Source organism: Nostoc sp., assembly GCF_036917775.1.
GTDB lineage: Bacteria > Cyanobacteriota > Cyanobacteriia > Cyanobacteriales > Nostocaceae > Nostoc.
Genome location: NZ_JBALEQ010000001.1, coordinates 22927 through 41051 on the forward strand (window position 1 = coordinate 22927; position 18125 = coordinate 41051).

An 18125-nucleotide genomic window follows, 5' to 3' on the forward strand; every position below is an offset into this window, starting at 1 on the left:
ACCCCGATTTTTTAAATGAGTCTGGGTTCTTGTTTTTTATATTTCAATTTCTTCAAAGTGTTCAACAGTAGGAAATGGCTCATAAAAATGATGCAAAAGTTTTTTCCACTCTTGATATTCAGCAGAAGTTCTAAATCCGACAGTATGAGATTCTAAAGTTTCCCATTTTACCAGTAATAAATATTTTCTTTCGACTTCTATACATCTATGCAATTCATGGAATAAATATCCATCCATTGAGGAAATAATTTTAGAAGCTTTTTTGAAAGCAGCTTCAAAATCGGATTCTAGACCAGGTTTAACAAGAAGCATAACTGCCTCAAGAATCATATAGTCTTTGGTGAGAATTAAACTAATGTTAACGTGATGTGCAACTTAATATTCTGACCTCTCTCCTTTTAGGCTATTTATTACCCGTGGTTAGTTGTTTTGTTGCTAAACCGCCAAGTCATAACTATTGCAGCCATTCCTAAACCAATAGCCAATCCCCACCAAAGACCAATCGCTCCATACCCCGATGAGATTCCAAAAGTGTAACCAGTCAATAAACCAACGCACCAATAAGCAAAAATACCAATAAACATAGGAATTCGAGTGTCTTTTAGTCCGCGTAATGCTGCCCCCGCAGTAACTTGCACACCGTCAACTATTTGAAAAATCGCCGCCACTCCCAGCAATTTCACTGCAAGGGCAACTACATCTGCATTGTTTGGATCGTTAATGTCAATATAAAGAGAAATGATTGACTTCGGTACTAACCAAAATGTAATGCCTACTACACCCATAGATAGACCTGCAATAGCAATACCTACATATCCAGCCAAACGAGTAGCAAGCAGTTTATTCTGTCCAACTAACTGCCCAACACGTACTGTTGTCGCTAGAGAAATGCCTACTGCCATCTGGAATGATATCGAAATTGTTTGTAAAGCAATTTGATGGGCAGCAAGAGCGTTTGTTCCTAATTGTCCTATTATGAAAGTAACAACGGTGAACAGTCCCCCTTCGACTGCAATCAGCCCCCCAATAGGCAATCCAACCTGAAAAATCTCACCAATTATCCGGCGATACTCTAGGGGAAAAGCTTTTTTAGATAAAGGTCGAAAAATACCGTAAACTGCAAAGCGAGGCTGATTACATATATAAACTATTAAAGCAACAAACATACTCCAAAGTGAGAATGTGCTTGCCCAACCGATACCAGCTAAACCCAGCGCAGGGAATCCCAGTTTACCAAACATCAGCACATAGTTAGTTGTGAAGTTGAGTAGAGTACCCAAAACCACAGTCACCATCACTAATTTTGGTTGGAATAGAGCAGAAAGAAAGCTTTTAAGTACTGCAAAGCCTAAAGCAGGAATAAAACCAAATGCGATCGCTCTTAAATAAATCCCTGCTAGTGCTACTGTGTTGGCATTCTGCCCTAGTAGAAGTAGTAAAGCACCTCCATTGTAAATCAGCAATGTAGTTGGTATTCCTAGTACCAGAGATATCCCTAGTCCAAGGCGGACAATTGTGCCAACTTTTTCTCTATTCCCGGCCCCGTATGCTTGGGCAGCTAACGGACTAACAGCAGAAAGGATACCAGTAACGATCAACAGGCAAAAACTAAAGATAGTAACTCCCAAAGCTCCAGATGCAATAGTCTGACTTCCCAACCAGCCCATCATTACCGTATCTACAAAACCAGTTGCCCCTTGAGCCACTTGTGCTGCTGCTAAAGGTACGGCTAACACAAGACATTTTTTAACTTCAGAAAACATATACTTATAACCCGATGTTAAGAACAAAGGGTTTTTCCAAAATCTAAACCCATGTTCAGAAGATGCTGCTCCTGTGAACTTCAATCTATCTTAATGGAGTAAGAAGATTCGCGTTACAGTCTTACGGAGGAAAGATTAACGGGAGATGAATTGTTTTCACTAGCTAATAATTAACGCTACAGGGTTTTATTGTTTGGTTGATTTTGCTTCTTAATGTAGTAATGTTTTAGTTGCTCAACTTTAGTCATGTAACTAAACTGATTTTAATTGAATAATACCTTTATCAAAAACGCGATTATTAGTAGCGATCGCACTTATTTCTATTCTATTTTTATACACCTCATAAGAGGCAAAACTTAAATCACTAGTGGAATACTCTGTCCACTCAGAACGCCCTACAGGACGATTACCAGCACCTGCACCACAAATTAAATAAGTTGTCCCATCAATAGCACGTGTACGTTCATAATTGTGTTCGTGACCATTGATGTAAAGTTGAACGCCGTATTTTTTAAATATAGGAGTGAAAGTTTTAATAAAATCTGGATTACTCCCATACTGACCTGATGAATAAATCGGATGATGACCAAATACAACCTTCCAAGGAACATTACTAATACTTAATTCTTTTTCTAACCAAGTTAGCTGGTTTTTCCAATCAGCATTACTATTAGTATCTAAAGCAAAAAATTGCACAATTCCTCGGCGAAATGTATAGTAACGTCCCTTCATATTAAAGCCAGCATACTTAACTTGGAGATCGCCATTGGCGGTACGAATATCGTGATTACCTAAACAAGCGTGAAATTTCACACCTTGTTTTAGCAAAGGTTGATAAGGACGCTCAAAAACTGCACTAATTTTTTCAATTTCGCCGTTATTGTAAATATTGTCTCCAGCTAAAACAACTAAATCATAAGGATTTTGTTTGTGATAGGCATTCATTGCCCCAGCCACAGCATACTGTCCTTTAGCACCAGTCCCCGTATCAGCCACAGATACAAAACGTAATAACAAGTCTTTTTTAGCTGGGTTAGCGGCTATAGCTGTAGTTGAATCGGTAATATCAGCACTTTGATGATTTTTATCAGCTAACATCCAGCTTAAAAAACCTGCACCAATGGCGCTGAAGCTACTTAAAAATAAAAATTGACGGCGTTTGAGGTTCATAACTCACCAAATTTAATAAATAGTCAGTTTAGCTGAAGCAATGTGCAATTGAAGTGATACATTAAGGCAAAAGAAGGCAGCACCAGTAATAATGTACGTTGTTTGTCTTTGATTCGCTGCTTTTGGTGAAAGTTCCATGTCACAAGACAATCAGTCAAAACCGACGGATGAACAGGTAAATCAACCTCCCCAAAAACCTTACCAGAGAGTTCAGCCGTTTTGGAAGGCTAAAATTATCCAAGTTCTCCGAGGGACGATTGGGGTTTTAGAAACAACGGTTGACAAACTGGAGACAGCACCCCCACCAGGTACTGAGGAAACACCCGGATTTTTCCAGCAGCTTCAGTTGCGATGGGGTGGACTGTTAAGGACAATTCGCTTGTTTTTGCCATCAAATTTATCAACAAAGTTATCAGATACAGCTTTAACGGGAATTGTGACTGGAATTGCTGTAATTCTCGTTTGGACAACTACAACTGTCTTTACTGGTAAACCTACTGAAATAGCAACGGTTCCTCCAGTTGAAGAGGTTCCTGTACCGACACCAACGATAACTACTCCACCAGTGTCAGTCGTACCAGAACCGCAGCCGCCACAGCCACTAGAGGAAATTACACCACCGCCAGAAGTACCAATTACGCCAGCAACGCCGGAACCAGAACCTATTCCTACACCAACGCCAATCCCAATACCAACGCCGACACCAGTCATAGAATTGACACCAGAACAAGCTTTGATTGCGGCTATTGAAAATCAGGTGGCTGAAATTAGCGATCGCATTGCCTCTGGTCTGATAAAGTCAATTCAAGCCAACTTCCGCACCAGTAACTTGACTGTCAAAATTAGTGACGATTGGTACACTCTCAAAGAATCTCAGCAGGACAAACTAGCTGCGGAGATATTACAACGTTCTCAAGAACTTGATTTTACCCATTTAGAAATTATTGACTCCCAAGATAAGCTGATAGCGCGTAACCCAGTTGTCGGTACTGAAATGGTGATTTTTAAACGGCAAACAACAAGCTAAAATAATTTGTAATTTGTAATGGGCTTCTCCACCCTGCTACGCTAGCTTAATTCGTAATTTTGACGTTTAACTTCAAGTATTTATGTTAGATAACCTTTCGCTATTGCTCAAAGCTTGTGAAAATTTAAATATCAGCTATGAAATTATTCACCCGGCTGAAAACTTAGTAAAAGTAAAACTGAATAATAAACAACATTTTTTTTGTAATTATAGTACTCCGATAATCAATCAAGCCGTAGCCCAAATTATTAAAGATAAGGAATATACTTACCATATTTTAAAGAACAAAGTAAAACTTCCTCAGACAGTAGGTTTTCTTTCCCCTTTTTGTGACCTGCAATATAAAATTTACTTAAAATTTCCAAGTTTTGAAGATATTATATTAGAAATAAAAAAAACCTTTGAAACACCTGTAATTGTTAAACGTAATTCTGGTTCAAGTGGACATAACGTTTTTTTATGTCACAATACAGATGAAGTTGAAACTGCTTTAAAAGAGATTTTTAATATCAATAATAAAAAGTATGATTACGTTGCGATCGCTCAAGAGTTTATTCACATAAAATCTGAGTATAGAGCCGTTTTTCTAAATAAAGAGTTAGTTATGCTCTATGAAAAAGATATAACTAATGCAAAATTTGTAGGCAATCTCAGCCCTCTTCACTGGGATGGTGCAAAAGCAAAATATATCAATGATCCACAAATATTGTCAGAGATTGCTAATTTTGCTAAACCAATTTTTGAAGAATTAGATATTGATTATGGTGGTTTAGATATCGTCTTAGATCGAGATAACCAATATTGGTTAATTGAAATCAATTCTCACCCAAATTATACTATTTTCACTAGAGACAATGGAGAAGAGCCTGTGTTGAGGATTTTTGAAAAAATGCTCATTAGCCTAGCCTCAAAGTGAATAAATAAATCATCACAAAGACGCGATAAATCGCCGTCTCTACAAATAGTGATTATTGTAAAGACGGCGATTCATCGCGTCTCTTGCTTAACTCCTAACTCAGCACTCTCATTGCCTGAGTTGGTATCCATACAGTAAAAATTGAGCCAATACTGATGGTTGATTCTACTTCAATTCTACCCCGATGGAGTTCTACAAGTTGTTTAGTTAAAGCTAATCCAAGTCCAGTGCCTTCGTAGCGGCGGCGATAAGGTGTATCGAGTTGCTGAAATTTCTCAAAAAGTAATGGTAACTGTTCTTCGCGTATGCCAATGCCGGTATCTTCCACTTGAAAAATAGCGGTATCATCCTCCACCCAAAGGCGCAAGGTAACGTTACCACTTTCGGGAGTGAATTTAATTGCATTAGTTAACAGATTCGAGAGAATTTGTGCTACTCGTTCGGCATCGGCGGTAAAGCGATCGCGCCTGGGATCGATTTGCAAATCAAGGTTGAGATTGATTTGTTCGCTTGTTGCTTTTTTTCGTAGTGACTCCACAGCATTTTCAGCAACATTCACCAAAGAAAATTCCGAAATATTTAAAGCTGCCTTACCAGCCTCGATTTGAGATAAATCGAGGATGTCATTAATCATTTCTAATAAATGTTCTCCACTGTCGTGGATTGTTTGCAGATAATCGCGTTGTCGCTGACTCAATTCACCCAAAGGCCAGCGTAACAACGTAGACGACATCCCAATCACATAAGTTAAAGGCGTGAGTAATTCGTGACTGATAGTAGCGAGAAATTCACTTCTGAGGCGGTTAGCAGCTTCGGCGGCGAGGAGAGCATCACGTAGTCCGATTGTGCGTTCAATAACTCGTTGTTCGAGAGTTTGTTTTTCTTGGGTGAGGGTTTGCATTAACTCAGCTTGGTAAATGGCGATCGCTAATTGTTCAGCGATCGCAATCAGCAAGTTTTTTTCACTATCAATCCACTGGCGTGGTTCATTGCACTGATGAGCAATCAGCAACCCCCAAAGCTTGTCCTCAAGTATAATCGGTGCTGCCAACTTAGCCCGCACTTGGCTTTCCCTTAAAAAATTCAACAAACACTCTTCTAGAGCATAAGTTTTTTCGACATCATCCACAGCTAAGGTAAAGCCTTGGCGATACTTCTCCCAACATTGAGAGGTTCGCATAAAGCAATTTTTTTCTGTGTAATTCAACACGCAGGTAATCGCATCTGTAGCACGAGCTTCATAGACAATGTAACCCCTATGCTGTTGGTAATCTTCTAGTAAGGATTGATTATTTACTGAGATAGAAGTTGAGCGTTTCCCGTTATCCTCATCTGTAGAAGACTGGTATTGTTGAGTCTTGACTTTAGAACCTTGAAATTTATAAATTACTAATCGGTCTAATTCTAGAAACTCACGCACCTGTGTAATTGCCGTTGCCATAATGACAGGCAAATCCAAGCTTTTGCGGATCTGCGTTGTTACCTGATTCAACAACCGTTCTTGGGAAATCTGTTTTTTTAAGGCATCTTCCACTGGCTGACAGATATAAACTGCCGGCGCAGTTGGGCTTGGAGGTGCTATTATTTCTTGGTTTGGCTGAGTTAGGAGATATTCTAATAGCAACAGCGAGAACTTACTTTGGAGGGTAGCATCATTGGGCCCAATAATTTGGCGATAGCGTTCGAGATTTTGGTGAGTATAGGAATCGCACTCAAACAAGTCTCTCAATTCGTGGAGAAAGGAAGCGATCGCCTCTAAATTAAATGTCAATCTAGCATTGAGTGCTGAGTGAGTGCTGAGTGCTGAGTTCTGAGTGCTGAGTGAATTTCCTGCTCCCCTGCTCCCCTGCTCCCCTGCCCCCCTGCTCCCTTGCCCCTCCTCAAAGGTTCCTAACAAAAGCGCACTAAACTGCTCAGAAACCACCAACGTAAACCTTCGCCTTTGCCACTCCACAGGTATGCAAATCCGCGCCAAAACAGCTTCTGTCAGTACCAGAGTGGCACTTTCTACTGTTTGAGCCATCTGCTCCAACAATTCCCCAAGCTGATTAAATACAACAATAGGCAAGGTTCGAGAAAAGCTCAAATCAGGAGAACTAAGCATTTTTAATCATTACTGGTAAGAGGGGGCTAAATGCAGGGAAAAAGTTTGTTTTGATTGTGTAATAACCAATAGTTTAAGACGGTAATACAGCATTATGCATCGTATAAGTAGCACATCGGGTGGATGGAATCAGTCAGAGGGCTTAATTTTTCTAGAACAAACTCCAGCGCCTTTCGTGTTGATTACGGCTGCTGATACCGACATTCAAACTTTGGCAGTTGCGGTTACAAAATTACCTTCACAATTTCCTGCCTTAAGAGTCGCCAATCTGTTGCAATTGCAGCAACAGTTAAGCATAGATACTTATGGAGAGCAAGTTTTGGAGCTTGCCCAGGTAATTATTTTGCGCCTATTAGGAGGACGTTCTTACTGGAGTTATGGCTTAGAAGTAGTGCAAGAAATTGTGCAACGTAATGGTAGAACCCTCATTGTAATGCCAGGGGACGACGCTTTTGATCCCGACTTAATTTCTCAGTCTACCGTGCCTTTAAGTGTTGCTAACCAGGTATGGCAGTATTTTAGCGAAGGCGGCGTAGATAATTTTGTTAATGCTCTGCAATTTATCTCCGATAGTTGCTTGTCAACTGTATACAATCCCCTGCCACCTCGGCCGATTCCCCGTGTGGGATTGTATGAATGGGGAGTGGGGAGTGGGGAGTGGGGAGTGGAGGAGCAGGGGGGCAGAGGGGCAGGGGAGCAGGGGGGCAGAGGAGAGTTAGAACTCCGTTCATCCACCTTTGAACTGGATGAATCCACCTCAGAACTCCGTTCATCCACCTTTGAACTGGATGAATCCACCTCAGAACTCCGTTCATCCACCTTTGAACCGGATGAATCCACCTCAGAACTCCGTTCATCCACCTTTGAACCGGATGAATCCACCTCAGAACTCCATTCATCCACCTTTGAACTGGATGAATCCACCTCAGATACTCGTTCATCCACCTTTGAACCTCAAATCTCGCAATCCCCAATCCCCAAAATCGGCATCCTTTTCTACCGCGCTCATTATTTAGCGGGGAATACTAAAGTAATTGATGCTTTATGCGAAGCTTTGGTACAGAAAAATTTACAACCAGTGCCAGTGTTTGTTTCCTCATTGCGTGAACCCGATGTGCAAGCGGAGTTGAGTGAATTTTTCCAACCGAAAGAAGCCGAATCCATAGCTGTGCTGCTAAATACCACTAGTTTTTCTCTAGCACGTTTGGAAAGCGAAACACCCCAAACCGAACTGTGGGAAAAATTAGATGTGCCTGTGTTGCAGGTAATCCTCAGTGGCGGATCAATTGAACAGTGGGAGTCAGAGTTTCAAGGGCTTTCTCCTCGTGATATTGGGATGAATGTGGCGCTACCAGAAGTAGATGGGCGGATTATTACTCGTGCTGTGTCTTTTAAAGCCGTGCAAACTCGTAATCCCCATTTAGAGACAGATGTGGTAATTTATGAACCAGTCAGCGATCGCATCGAGTTCGTTGCTAAACTAGCAGCAAATTGGGCGCGTCTACGTTCCAAACCACCCCAAGAACGGCGAATTGCCCTGATTCTGGCAAACTACCCCAACCGCAATGGCCGCCTCGCCAATGGTGTAGGACTCGACACCCCAGCTAGTTGTGTAGAAATCCTGCAAGCTCTACATCAAGCTGGGTATGAAGTAGAAAATCCACCTGCTCAAGGAGACGAGTTGATTCAACGGCTGACAGATGGTGTAACTAACGATTCGGAAGGTAGAGAATGGCTTCCGGTACACCAAAGTGTCTCTTGGGAAGAATATCAAGAATATTTCGCTTCATTACCGCCAGCAGTTCAGCAAGGTATTAGGGAACGGTGGGGAATAGGGAATGGGGAATGGGGAATGGGGAATGGGGAAAAGTTTAGTAGTACCGCAATTTCCAATGCCCAATTCCCAATTCCCAATGCCCAATCCCCAATCCCCGTTCCCGGAATTAAACTCGGCAATATTTTTGTGGGAATTCAGCCAGCAAGGGGTTATGATAATGACCCCAGTTTGAATTATCATGCGCCGGATTTAGAACCAACCCATGATTATTTAGCTTTCTACTATTGGGTTAGAGAAACTTTTGGTGCTGATGCTGTAGTTCATGTAGGGAAACACGGAAATCTAGAATGGCTACCCGGTAAAAGCGTGGCTTTATCTAATAATTGTTATCCAGAGGTGGCTTTCGGCGCACTTCCCCACCTGTACCCGTTTATTGTCAATGATCCTGGTGAAGGTTCCCAAGCTAAACGTCGCGCTCAAGCGGTGATTATAGATCACCTCACGCCACCGATGACTCGCGCGGAACTCTACGGTTCTTTGCAACAGTTAGAAAATTTAATTGATGAGTATTATGAAGCCGATAGTTTAGATCCTTCGCGTTTACCAGTGATTCGCGATCGCATCCACGAATTGGTGATCAAAGAAAACCTCCATCTAGATTTGGGAATCCAAAATGAAACAGAAATTTTTAAGTCTGAATCTCTAGTTTTGAATTCCATCGGTGGCTATCTGTGTGAATTGAAAGAAGCCCAAATCCGTGACGGGTTACACATTTTTGGGCAATGTCCCGAAGGAAGGCAGCTGCGAGATTTAATAGTAGCGATCGCTCGCATACCTAATCGCCATTCTTTAGGTATTACCCGTGCGATCGCTCAAGATTGGGGACTAGATTTCGACCCCCTCACAGCCGATTTGTCAATGTCTAGTGGTAAATATTCAGTAGTCAATGGCACAGAATGCCGCACCATCGGCGATATCGTCGAAGTCCTAGAAGAACACGCCGCCCTCCTAGTAGAACAACTAATAAATCAAAACTCTTGTAGAGACGCGATTCATCGCGTCTGTGGTGAGGAGGGAGACGCGATGAATCGTGTCTCTACCTGGATACGCGATCGCCTGCTGCCAGCTTTACAACAAACCCACCAAGAAATCACCCATTTATTACAAGGACTTGATGGCGGTTACGTCCCTAGTGCCCCATCTGGCGCACCTACACGCGGCCGCCCAGAAGTTCTACCAACAGGGAGAAACTTTTATTCTGTAGATATTCGCGCCATTCCTACAGAGACAGCTTGGGATATCGGTAGAAAAGCCGCCGAAACCCTCGTGGAATATTACACTCAAGAGCATGGCGAATATCCCAAAACACTAGGTTTGTCATTGTGGGGAACAGCCACTATGAGAACAGGCGGTGATGATATTGCCGAAGCGTTAGCTTTACTTGGAGTCCAACCTGTATGGGATGGTGCAGCGCGGCGAGTAGTGGATTTTGAAATTTTGCCTCTAGCAATTTTGGGACGGCCCCGTGTAGATGTCACCTTACGAATTTCGGGATTCTTCCGGGATGCTTTTCCCAACTTAATTGACTTATTCGATCAAGCCGTATCAGCAGTAGCAGACTTAGATGAACCGCCAGAACAAAATCCCCTAGCGGATGCAGTTCGCCAAGAGACTGAATTGTGGACAAGCCAAGGATTAACTTTAGAAGAAGCCGTGGTGCGATCGCGCTATCGCATCTTTGGTTCTCGCCCAGGTGCTTACGGTGCAGGACTCCAAGGTTTAATCGAATCGCAAAACTGGACAGACGATGAAGATTTAGCCCGCGCCTATATTAACTGGAGTTCTTACGCCTATTCTTCGGGAAATTTGGCAGGGGAGCAGGGAGCAGGGGGAGATAAGGAGAATAACCAATTCCCAATTCCCAATTCCCAATTCCCAATCCCCAATACCGAAGCTTTCAAGCAACGCTTATCCCAGATGCAAGTTGTCCTGCACAATCAAGATAACCGCGAACACGACCTACTTGATTCTGATGATTATTACCAATTTCAGGGTGGCTTAACCGCAGCCGTGCGTTCTCTACAGGGAAAAAACCCCCAAACATATTTTGGTGATAATTCCATACCTGCTCAACCACGAGTCCGCAAACTCAAAGAAGAAATTTCACGGGTGTATCGTTCTCGTGTAGTTAATCCTAAATGGATTGCCGGAGTTATGCGCCACGGTTACAAAGGTGCTTTTGAAATGGCGGCGACAGTAGATTTTTTATTCGCCTACGACGCTACAGCTAAATGTGTAGAAGATTATATGTATCAAGGCATAGTAGAGGCTTACTTGCTCGATCCAGTTGTGTCAGAATTTATTCAGGAAAAGAACCCCTATGCTCTGCGTGATATTGCTGAAAAATTATTAGAAGCACACAAGCGCAATTTATGGGAGGATGTAAATATAGGAACATTAGAAGCTTTGAGGAACCTAGTACATCAAGCTGAAGCAGTTATCGAAGAAAAATCAATGGTGTAGGAAACAAATATGGAAAATCTTGCGTATTTGCACCTAGCTTTCGCCTACGAAGACAGCACACCCAGTGAATTGGTATCCCTCAGTTCTTTGTTTAACAAAGCAGCTGCACCAGACTGGAAACGGCTTTCTGGTAGGGCTTGGAAGTATATGTTGCCCCTTGCTCTGTCCTTGTCTATTCTTGGCGCTGTCAGCAGCGTTATAGCACTGGAAATAGGCGATCAAGGCCCCTCTGTTAGAAATCTCCAACAAAAGTTGAGAACAGCAGGTTTTTACAAATCTTCTGTCACCCAAGTATATGACACATCCACACAAGAGGCTGTGCGCCGCTTCCAAAAAGCCGCCGGTTTACCAGTGGACGGCATTGTTGGAGCAAGCACACTGCAAAAGTTAGAAAACTGGCAAGCTAAAAAGCCCAGTACTACGACAACACAAGCAAAAAAAGCCACTGTTGTCAGTACACAAGCTAAAAAGCCTAGCACTACTAGTTCGGTTCGTTCAGCCACCAACCAACGCCGTAATCCTAACTACCTTGCTAAGGGTGATGAAGGTGAAGATGTCAGAGCCTTGCAAGAACGCTTAAGAATCGCAGGCTTTTATTATGGGAACGCCACAGGAATATTTGGCCCAATTACCGAAGAATCTGTAAAGCGGTTCCAAGATTCTTACAAATTAAGCGTTGATGGAATTGCTGGCCCCGCAACATTGCGTAAATTGCCAGGAATTGGCATTGGCGATGGAGAAGAGGCTCCCAAAAAGGTAGTCAATCGAGATAAACTCCGTGTAGGCGATCGCGGCGAGTCAGTTAGAGTTATCCAAGAACAATTGATCCAGGCAGGATATTTAGAGGGAGAGCCAAATGGCTACTATGGCCCCTACACTGCCGATGCTGTACGAAGATTCCAGGCAGCGAATTTCTTAGCAGCAAGTGGCGTTGCTGGCCCAACTACACGAGCTAAATTATATAGCTCAGTTAATACTGCTAAAAAAAGCGAATTTAATACCCTGGAAATCCAAACGCGACTACGGGAGCGGGGTTTTTATAAAGGCAAGCTGAACGGTGTAATGGCAGATGACACCAAAAAAGCGATTAAACAAGCCCAAGAATTCTACGGCATCAGCCTCAAGGATCTTAAGAGCGGACGCTTTTAACATCCGCTTTGGTGTTGTTAGTATCAGTTCCCAACTCGTTGCTAGCCTCTAGTAACAGCAAATTACGAACTGCTCAAAATTCCACTTATTTGGTTAATTTGAGTAGGTTCGTCTGATTATTCACCCAAGTGCTAAAGCGGCATCAGCGCCCGTTGGCACTTGGGACATACTGCATGAATTGTCATTTGACAATCAAGCAGGTGGAAACCTTCTTTTTGAGCGGTTTTAGATCCAATTTTTAAAATTGAATCATTTTTAAACTCAATAGTTGAGTTGCATCTAACACAAATCAAGTGATGGTGATGATGAGGATAAGGCTGATTGATCTCATAATGCTTATGTCCTTCACCCAGTTCTAATTCCCGTAAAATTCCCATCCTGGCCATCAACTTCAAAGTCCGATAAATAGTTGACAGACTGATCCCTTCACCATCAGTTTCTAGCCGATGATAAAGATCCTCCGCACTTAGATGTTCACCTTGCGGAAGTTCTTGAAAAATGTGTAAAATTGTTTCGCGCTGGGGAGTTAATCGCCAGCCTCGCCCGTTCAGTTCTGCCTTGAGTGAAGTAGTTGTGTAGACAGTCATACTAATATTTCTCAACAAAGCTTGTTAGTTGAGAATATAACAAATCTTGGGAGCAATTTGCAACAATCATTGCCTATTGAGAATTTATATTAAATATTTAAGAACAATTTATTAAATCTTGATCAAAATTCAAATAATAACCTGTATTGCATTTAATTTGCATACAGTTAATAGTTAGGATACTTGTAACGATTGCATCCTTTGACTTTAAATTTTGTATGAGTAAATTTTGAATTGTTTAACCGATCCCCATCTTCAAGATATCTGAGCAAAGCTCTGGGGAAACTCTTATACAATTAAATGCAAATTACTTGCTATAAGCCTCTAAAAGGCTTTCAATCTGTGATCAAATCAGCCCTTTGTCCCTAGTCATTTGTCAAGTGTAGTTTTCTAATGACAAATGACTAATGACAAATGACTTTGATCATTGACTAACTTAGAGATTCCAAATAATCGCGGATCAGGTTACGACGCTTAGGTTGGCGTAGCTTTTGCAAAGCCTTGGATTCTATTTGTCGAACTCGTTCGCGGGATAAGTCGAGAGCGCGGCCAATTTCTGCTAAGGAATAAGGATGACCATCTGCCAAACCAAACCGCATCAAAATTACATCGCGTTCCCGGCTAGTTAAATCTGACAGAAGATGATGCAAGTCTCTTTGTAAAGATTCTCGCATTAACATTTCTTCTGGGGTTACACTGTCGGTTTCTAGTAATTCGCCTAACTCAGTGTCTTTATCCTTGCCTACTTTGGTTTCCAAAGAAACAGAGCGAGGAACCCGTAACAAAACTTCTCGGACTTGGGTGGGTGTCATCTCTAACTCAGTTGCTAAATCCTCTAGAGTTGGGGTGCGACCTTTTTCTTGAGCAATTTTGCGTTGAGCCTTTTTGATTTTGTTTAACTTTTCGGTAATATGAACCGGAAGGCGGATAGTGCGACTAGAAGTTGCGATCGCCCGTGTAATTCCCTGACGAATCCACCAGTAAGCATAAGTACTGAAGCGATAACCCTTAGTGGGGTCAAATTTTTCTACAGCCCGCTCCAAACCTAGTGTGCCTTCTTGGACTAAATCTAACAATTCCAAACCACGATTTTGATACTTCTTAGCAACAGACACAACTAGGCGAAGATTCGCCTTAATCATGTGTTCTTTTGCTTGGAGTCCTTGGGACTGAACTTGCTCCAACTCTTCTACAGTCAACTTGGCAATTTCTGCCCAGCGACGTTTACCATTTGCCAAAGTTGGCCTAAGATCGGATAAAACTATATCAGCAGTAGCAGCCCATCTTTCCAAAGACGGCCGATGTCCTAGTTCCGAGGTTAGACGTTCTTGAACTTCAACTAACCTCAAATAGGGCGTAATCACTTCATCCCCTTCCTTAGCGGCCTTAGCAAGTACTATCCGCATCCGCAAGTAGCGTTGGACTTTTTGAGCTTCTGAAACTTCTTCATCGCGCCCCAACAAGCGAACCCGACCAATTTCTTGAAGATATAGACGTACTAGGTCTGTACTCCGACGGTTACTACTAGCAGCAAAGTTAGCATTATCAACAGAAGCGATCTCTAGCTCCTGTAGGTCATCTACCGATAACTCACTGTCATCAACCGTGAGATCCGAGTCCAAAGCCTGGCGGGACTTTTTGGTATTGTAGGGTGCGTCTGCATAAAAAGATGTTGCTGGCATAAGATCGTCTCAATGGCTCCAGGTAACAATAGATTTCGGTCAGCTTAGATTACGGTCAGCTATTCAACTGTTGCTATTGTTCCCGCGATTAACGATGAACTAACATAGTTGAAGGTTCCATTACAATTTTTTTAGAAATTAACTGTAATGGTTTTATTGGATACAGTATTACTGGACTTAATCGGCTGCTAAATTTTTGATTTAATCAATAGCTATTTAAATCGGCAGCTAGGCTTTCAATATTTCAACTACTTAGTTAACATTTCAACCTTGATGGTTTTTAGATAGTAACTTTTGTAACACAGTATAAACATCCTTCAGTGAATGTCATCTTTATAATTGGCATAGTCACATTTACATGGTTACAAAAGTAATATCCTGACGATTTAGCAATTTTTTCTCAGGATTATTCAGGTATAAGTAGAACTAATAGATATCGGGGAAGTGATTAGTATTAACAGCAAAAATTCTATCGATACGGGGATAGAAAACGTAGAAAAGTTATTAAATACTCTCTCCGTGTTCCTGCGTCGTCTTGTATGTCAGTCTTGACGTGCCAATTCAAACTTGACAGACTACTAACTAGTAGTCCATCAAGCGAAAGAAGTCCTTACTACGAAATTATTTAGCCAGTAAGTTGATTTGACAGACTACTAGCTAGTAGTTGTACTCTGGCTTGATATCTCGCAGCATCAGTTCATCAAGCGCTTGTCGGGGTGTGATTTCTCCCTGAAGTAACCGATAAACTTGCTCAGTAATTGGAACTGGAATGTTTTGTTGCTTGGCTCGTTGCATCAAAACCTGGCAAGTGTTCACTCCTTCGGCTGTTCCTTGTAAATTTGCAAGAGTTTCTTTAAGTGTCTTACCACCAGCTAGCTGGTAGCCGACTTGGTAATTGCGGCTTAAGGGACTATTGCAGGTTGCTAACAAGTCTCCAAGACCCGATAATCCATAAAATGTTTCCGTCTTTGCACCCCAGTCGTTACCGATGCGAACCATTTCTGTAAGTCCACGGGTGACTAAAGCAGCTTTGGCATTGGTTCCTAGATGTAAACCATCGCACACACCAGCTGCGATCGCAATCACATTTTTTAGCGTTCCCCCCAGTTCCACCCCCAAGGGGTCAGGATTGGTATATACCCGGAAACGATGAGAAGAAAATACTAACTGCACTACTTCCGCATCTGTGGGAATATTACTGGCTACCACTGTTGCTGCTGGTAACTCTAGTTGAATTTCTTTAGATAAATTAGGCCCAGACAAAACAACCACTGCATGGTTAGGGAATACTGTTTGCCAGATTTGTGACGGCGTGCAAGTGGTTTGGGGATCTAAGCCTTTGGTCGCCGTCACAAAAATCGTCTCTGGAGAAAGGGGGAAAGATTGGACTTGGGAAGCAACATCTCTCACACCAATCATTGAGATAGCAGATAGGATTATTTGGGCATCTTCTAACACTGTTTGGAGAGTTTGGGAACCTTGACGCGACCACACGCGTACCTGATGACCATTCGCTGCGGCGAGATTTGCCAGAGATGCACCCCAAGCACCCGCACCCAGAATTGCTACAGATTTTGAATTAGTCATTAATCACCATTCTCCCCATCACCCAATCACCCGATTCTCTTAGCAATCTAAAATCTAAAATCTAAAATTAGCTTCGAGGATAACGTTCCATTAATTCTCTAACTTGTTCTGCATGATATGAGCTTCTTGTCAATGGAGAAGAAACAATTTGTAAAAACCCAATTTCTTCGCCGAATGCCTTCCAAGCAGCGAATTGTTCTGGATTGATAAATTCATTTACTTGTAAATGTTTTTGACTGGGTTGGAGGTATTGCCCAATTGTCAAAATGTCGCAATCTACAGTTCGCAAGTCTTGCATGACCTGGCGAATTTCGGCATCAGTTTCACCGAGTCCAACCATGATACCGGATTTAGTGTATGTGTTAGGAGAAACTTGGCGAGTGCGTTGCAATAATTCTAATGTGCGATCGTAGTTTCCTTGGGGACGCACCCGGCGATACAGTCGTGGAACAGTTTCGGTATTGTGGTTTAATACCTCTGGCGCTGCTTGTAGAATCAACTCTAAAGCATTCCAATTACCGCACAAGTCAGGAATTAGCACCTCAATTGTGGTGTTGGGTGAAACAGAGTGAACCGCATCAATACACGCTACAAACTGAGATGCACCACCATCAAACAAGTCATCTCGATTTACAGAAGTGATTACTACATGATTAAGGTTCAGACGGCGAACAGCTTCCGCTAATCGTGCAGGTTCTGTGGGGTCTAGTGGTTTGGGTTTTTTCTCAAAATCAATATCGCAGTAGGGACAAGCGCGTGTACAAGCCGGGCCCATAATCAAAAACGTAGCAGTACCGGCATTGAAGCATTCGCCAATATTTGGACAGGATGCTTCCTCACAAACTGTATTGAGGGATAAATCCCGCAAAATGTCTTTAACGTTACCGATGCGCTCACGCTGAGGTGCTTTTACCCGCAACCAGTCTGGTTTTACAGTCACAATCCGCTTTTACCACTAGAGTTATACAAATTTAATCGTAGCAAGCAAAGCCTTGGGTGAAGCGATCATATATAAAGCCTTGGGTGAAGCGATCATATATTCATATATATAGATGTAATTCTGTCATTTGGCACGGGTTGTGATATTCTTAATTTACAATGCCATTTTTATGGCGGGATGTGGCGCAGCTTGGTAGCGCACTTCGTTCGGGACGAAGGGGCCGCTGGTTCGAATCCAGTCATCCCGATTTTTTTGTTGTACATTCGCAAATTATATGTCGCAATTCGCAAATTAATGTCGTTTTTTGCAAATTAGTGTCGCTTTGACTGTTTTTTAGAGTCAATTTAATTATACTGAGTTTCGCAAATTAATGTCGCAACTGTGATGTGGTGGAGTTGATTCCACTACACTTGTAGAATATGCTAAAAAGTTCAGAATATTCCCGAACGAAGTGCGCCTTTCAACCCTCCTAATTGAAACAAATATCTCACGTAGTAACAACAAAAATTTCCTTTCAACCCACCCCTAGCCGGAATGGTGGTTGAAACTCTCAGAACAGGGTGTCTCCGCCAACCGTAGCCAGAAGTCTTTCAACCCACCCCTAGCCGGAATGGTGGTTGAAACCCTTGCCGTCTAGACCCCTTGCAAATAAAGCTTTTCAGATATAAATTTGGCATATCCCTTAAAAAGCTTCTTTCGTCTCGCATCAAAAAACTAAATCAATTGGCACACTAGTCTCTGAAATTAAGACATCACAAGGGTTTTAAAGTTTTGGCGGGACTCCAGGGATTTTGCCCCCGCTTTGACCCGGATTTCTCACAAACTCAGAAAAAACCGGAGCTTAAAACTGATAAAATGTATACATAGTAAGTATTTTAGCAGTTTGAACCGATGAATCGA

12 protein-coding genes and 1 tRNA gene are annotated in these 18125 nt (G+C 42.2%); 5 read left to right on the forward strand and 8 right to left on the reverse strand.

The genetic code is table 11. The features are described from left to right. Window positions 1-36: 36 nt before the first annotated feature. The 3 genes from V7K69_RS00100 to V7K69_RS00110 form a co-directional block, all read right to left on the reverse strand. Window positions 37-330 (reverse strand): antibiotic biosynthesis monooxygenase family protein, encoded by a 294-nt coding sequence (locus V7K69_RS00100; protein WP_335030513.1) that lies wholly within the window; start codon window positions 328-330, stop codon window positions 37-39. Window positions 331-410: 80 nt separating this feature from the next. After that, window positions 411-1763, reverse strand: a complete 1353-nt coding sequence (locus V7K69_RS00105; protein WP_335030514.1) for an MATE family efflux transporter — start codon at window positions 1761-1763, stop codon at window positions 411-413. 252 nt (window positions 1764-2015) lie between these two features. Next, the gene (locus tag V7K69_RS00110) at window positions 2016-2933 is read right to left on the reverse strand and encodes a metallophosphoesterase family protein (RefSeq protein ID WP_335030515.1); all 918 of its coding nucleotides are present in this window, start codon (window positions 2931-2933) and stop codon (window positions 2016-2018) included. Between the two features lie 136 nt (window positions 2934-3069). Here V7K69_RS00110 and V7K69_RS00115 point away from each other — a divergent pair, with 136 nt between their 5' ends. Both V7K69_RS00115 and V7K69_RS00120 read left to right on the forward strand, forming a co-directional pair. Beyond that, window positions 3070-3960 carry a hypothetical protein gene (locus tag V7K69_RS00115; RefSeq protein ID WP_335030516.1) on the forward strand — a complete coding sequence of 297 codons (891 nt, stop codon included), beginning with the start codon at window positions 3070-3072 and terminating at the stop codon, window positions 3958-3960. Window positions 3961-4042: 82 nt separating this feature from the next. Continuing rightward, a complete protein-coding gene (locus tag V7K69_RS00120) occupies window positions 4043-4876 on the forward strand; it encodes an ATP-grasp domain-containing protein (RefSeq protein WP_335030517.1) in 834 nt (277 codons plus the stop codon). Window positions 4877-4970: 94 nt separating this feature from the next. Here the strand turns inward: V7K69_RS00120 and V7K69_RS00125 are convergent, their stop codons facing one another. Beyond that, a complete protein-coding gene (locus V7K69_RS00125) occupies window positions 4971-6980 on the reverse strand; it encodes a GAF domain-containing sensor histidine kinase (protein ID WP_335030518.1) in 2010 nt (669 codons plus the stop codon). A gap of 94 nt (window positions 6981-7074) precedes the next feature. On the opposite strand from V7K69_RS00125, the gene cobN reads away from it, so the two are divergent. Together cobN and V7K69_RS00135 are read left to right on the forward strand one after the other, a co-directional pair. Continuing rightward, window positions 7075-11280: a cobaltochelatase subunit CobN gene (cobN, locus tag V7K69_RS00130; protein ID WP_335030519.1), complete on the forward strand. Its 4206-nt coding sequence runs from the start codon at window positions 7075-7077 to the stop codon at window positions 11278-11280. A 9-nt stretch (window positions 11281-11289) separates the two neighbouring features. Beyond that, window positions 11290-12429 carry a peptidoglycan-binding domain-containing protein gene (locus V7K69_RS00135; RefSeq protein WP_335030520.1) on the forward strand — a complete coding sequence of 380 codons (1140 nt, stop codon included), beginning with the start codon at window positions 11290-11292 and terminating at the stop codon, window positions 12427-12429. Window positions 12430-12560: 131 nt separating this feature from the next. On the opposite strand, the gene V7K69_RS00140 is transcribed toward V7K69_RS00135, so the two are convergent. The 4 genes from V7K69_RS00140 to lipA form a co-directional block, all read right to left on the reverse strand. Continuing rightward, on the reverse strand, window positions 12561-13016 hold the full coding sequence (locus V7K69_RS00140; RefSeq protein ID WP_114080112.1) for a Fur family transcriptional regulator: 456 nt from the start codon (window positions 13014-13016) through the stop codon (window positions 12561-12563). Window positions 13017-13447: 431 nt separating this feature from the next. Beyond that, a complete protein-coding gene (gene sigC, locus V7K69_RS00145) occupies window positions 13448-14698 on the reverse strand; it encodes an RNA polymerase sigma factor SigC (RefSeq protein ID WP_335030521.1) in 1251 nt (416 codons plus the stop codon). Between the two features lie 657 nt (window positions 14699-15355). Beyond that, complete coding sequence (locus V7K69_RS00150) at window positions 15356-16285, reverse strand: NAD(P)H-dependent glycerol-3-phosphate dehydrogenase (protein ID WP_335030522.1); 930 nt, start codon at window positions 16283-16285, stop codon at window positions 15356-15358. A 67-nt stretch (window positions 16286-16352) separates the two neighbouring features. Continuing rightward, a complete protein-coding gene (lipA, locus tag V7K69_RS00155; RefSeq protein WP_335030523.1) occupies window positions 16353-17225 on the reverse strand; it encodes a lipoyl synthase in 873 nt (290 codons plus the stop codon). 173 nt (window positions 17226-17398) lie between these two features. Between lipA and V7K69_RS00160 the strand changes: the two genes are divergently transcribed. Continuing rightward, a tRNA-Pro gene (locus V7K69_RS00160) sits at window positions 17399-17472 on the forward strand. The last annotated feature ends 653 nt before the right edge of the window (window positions 17473-18125 follow it).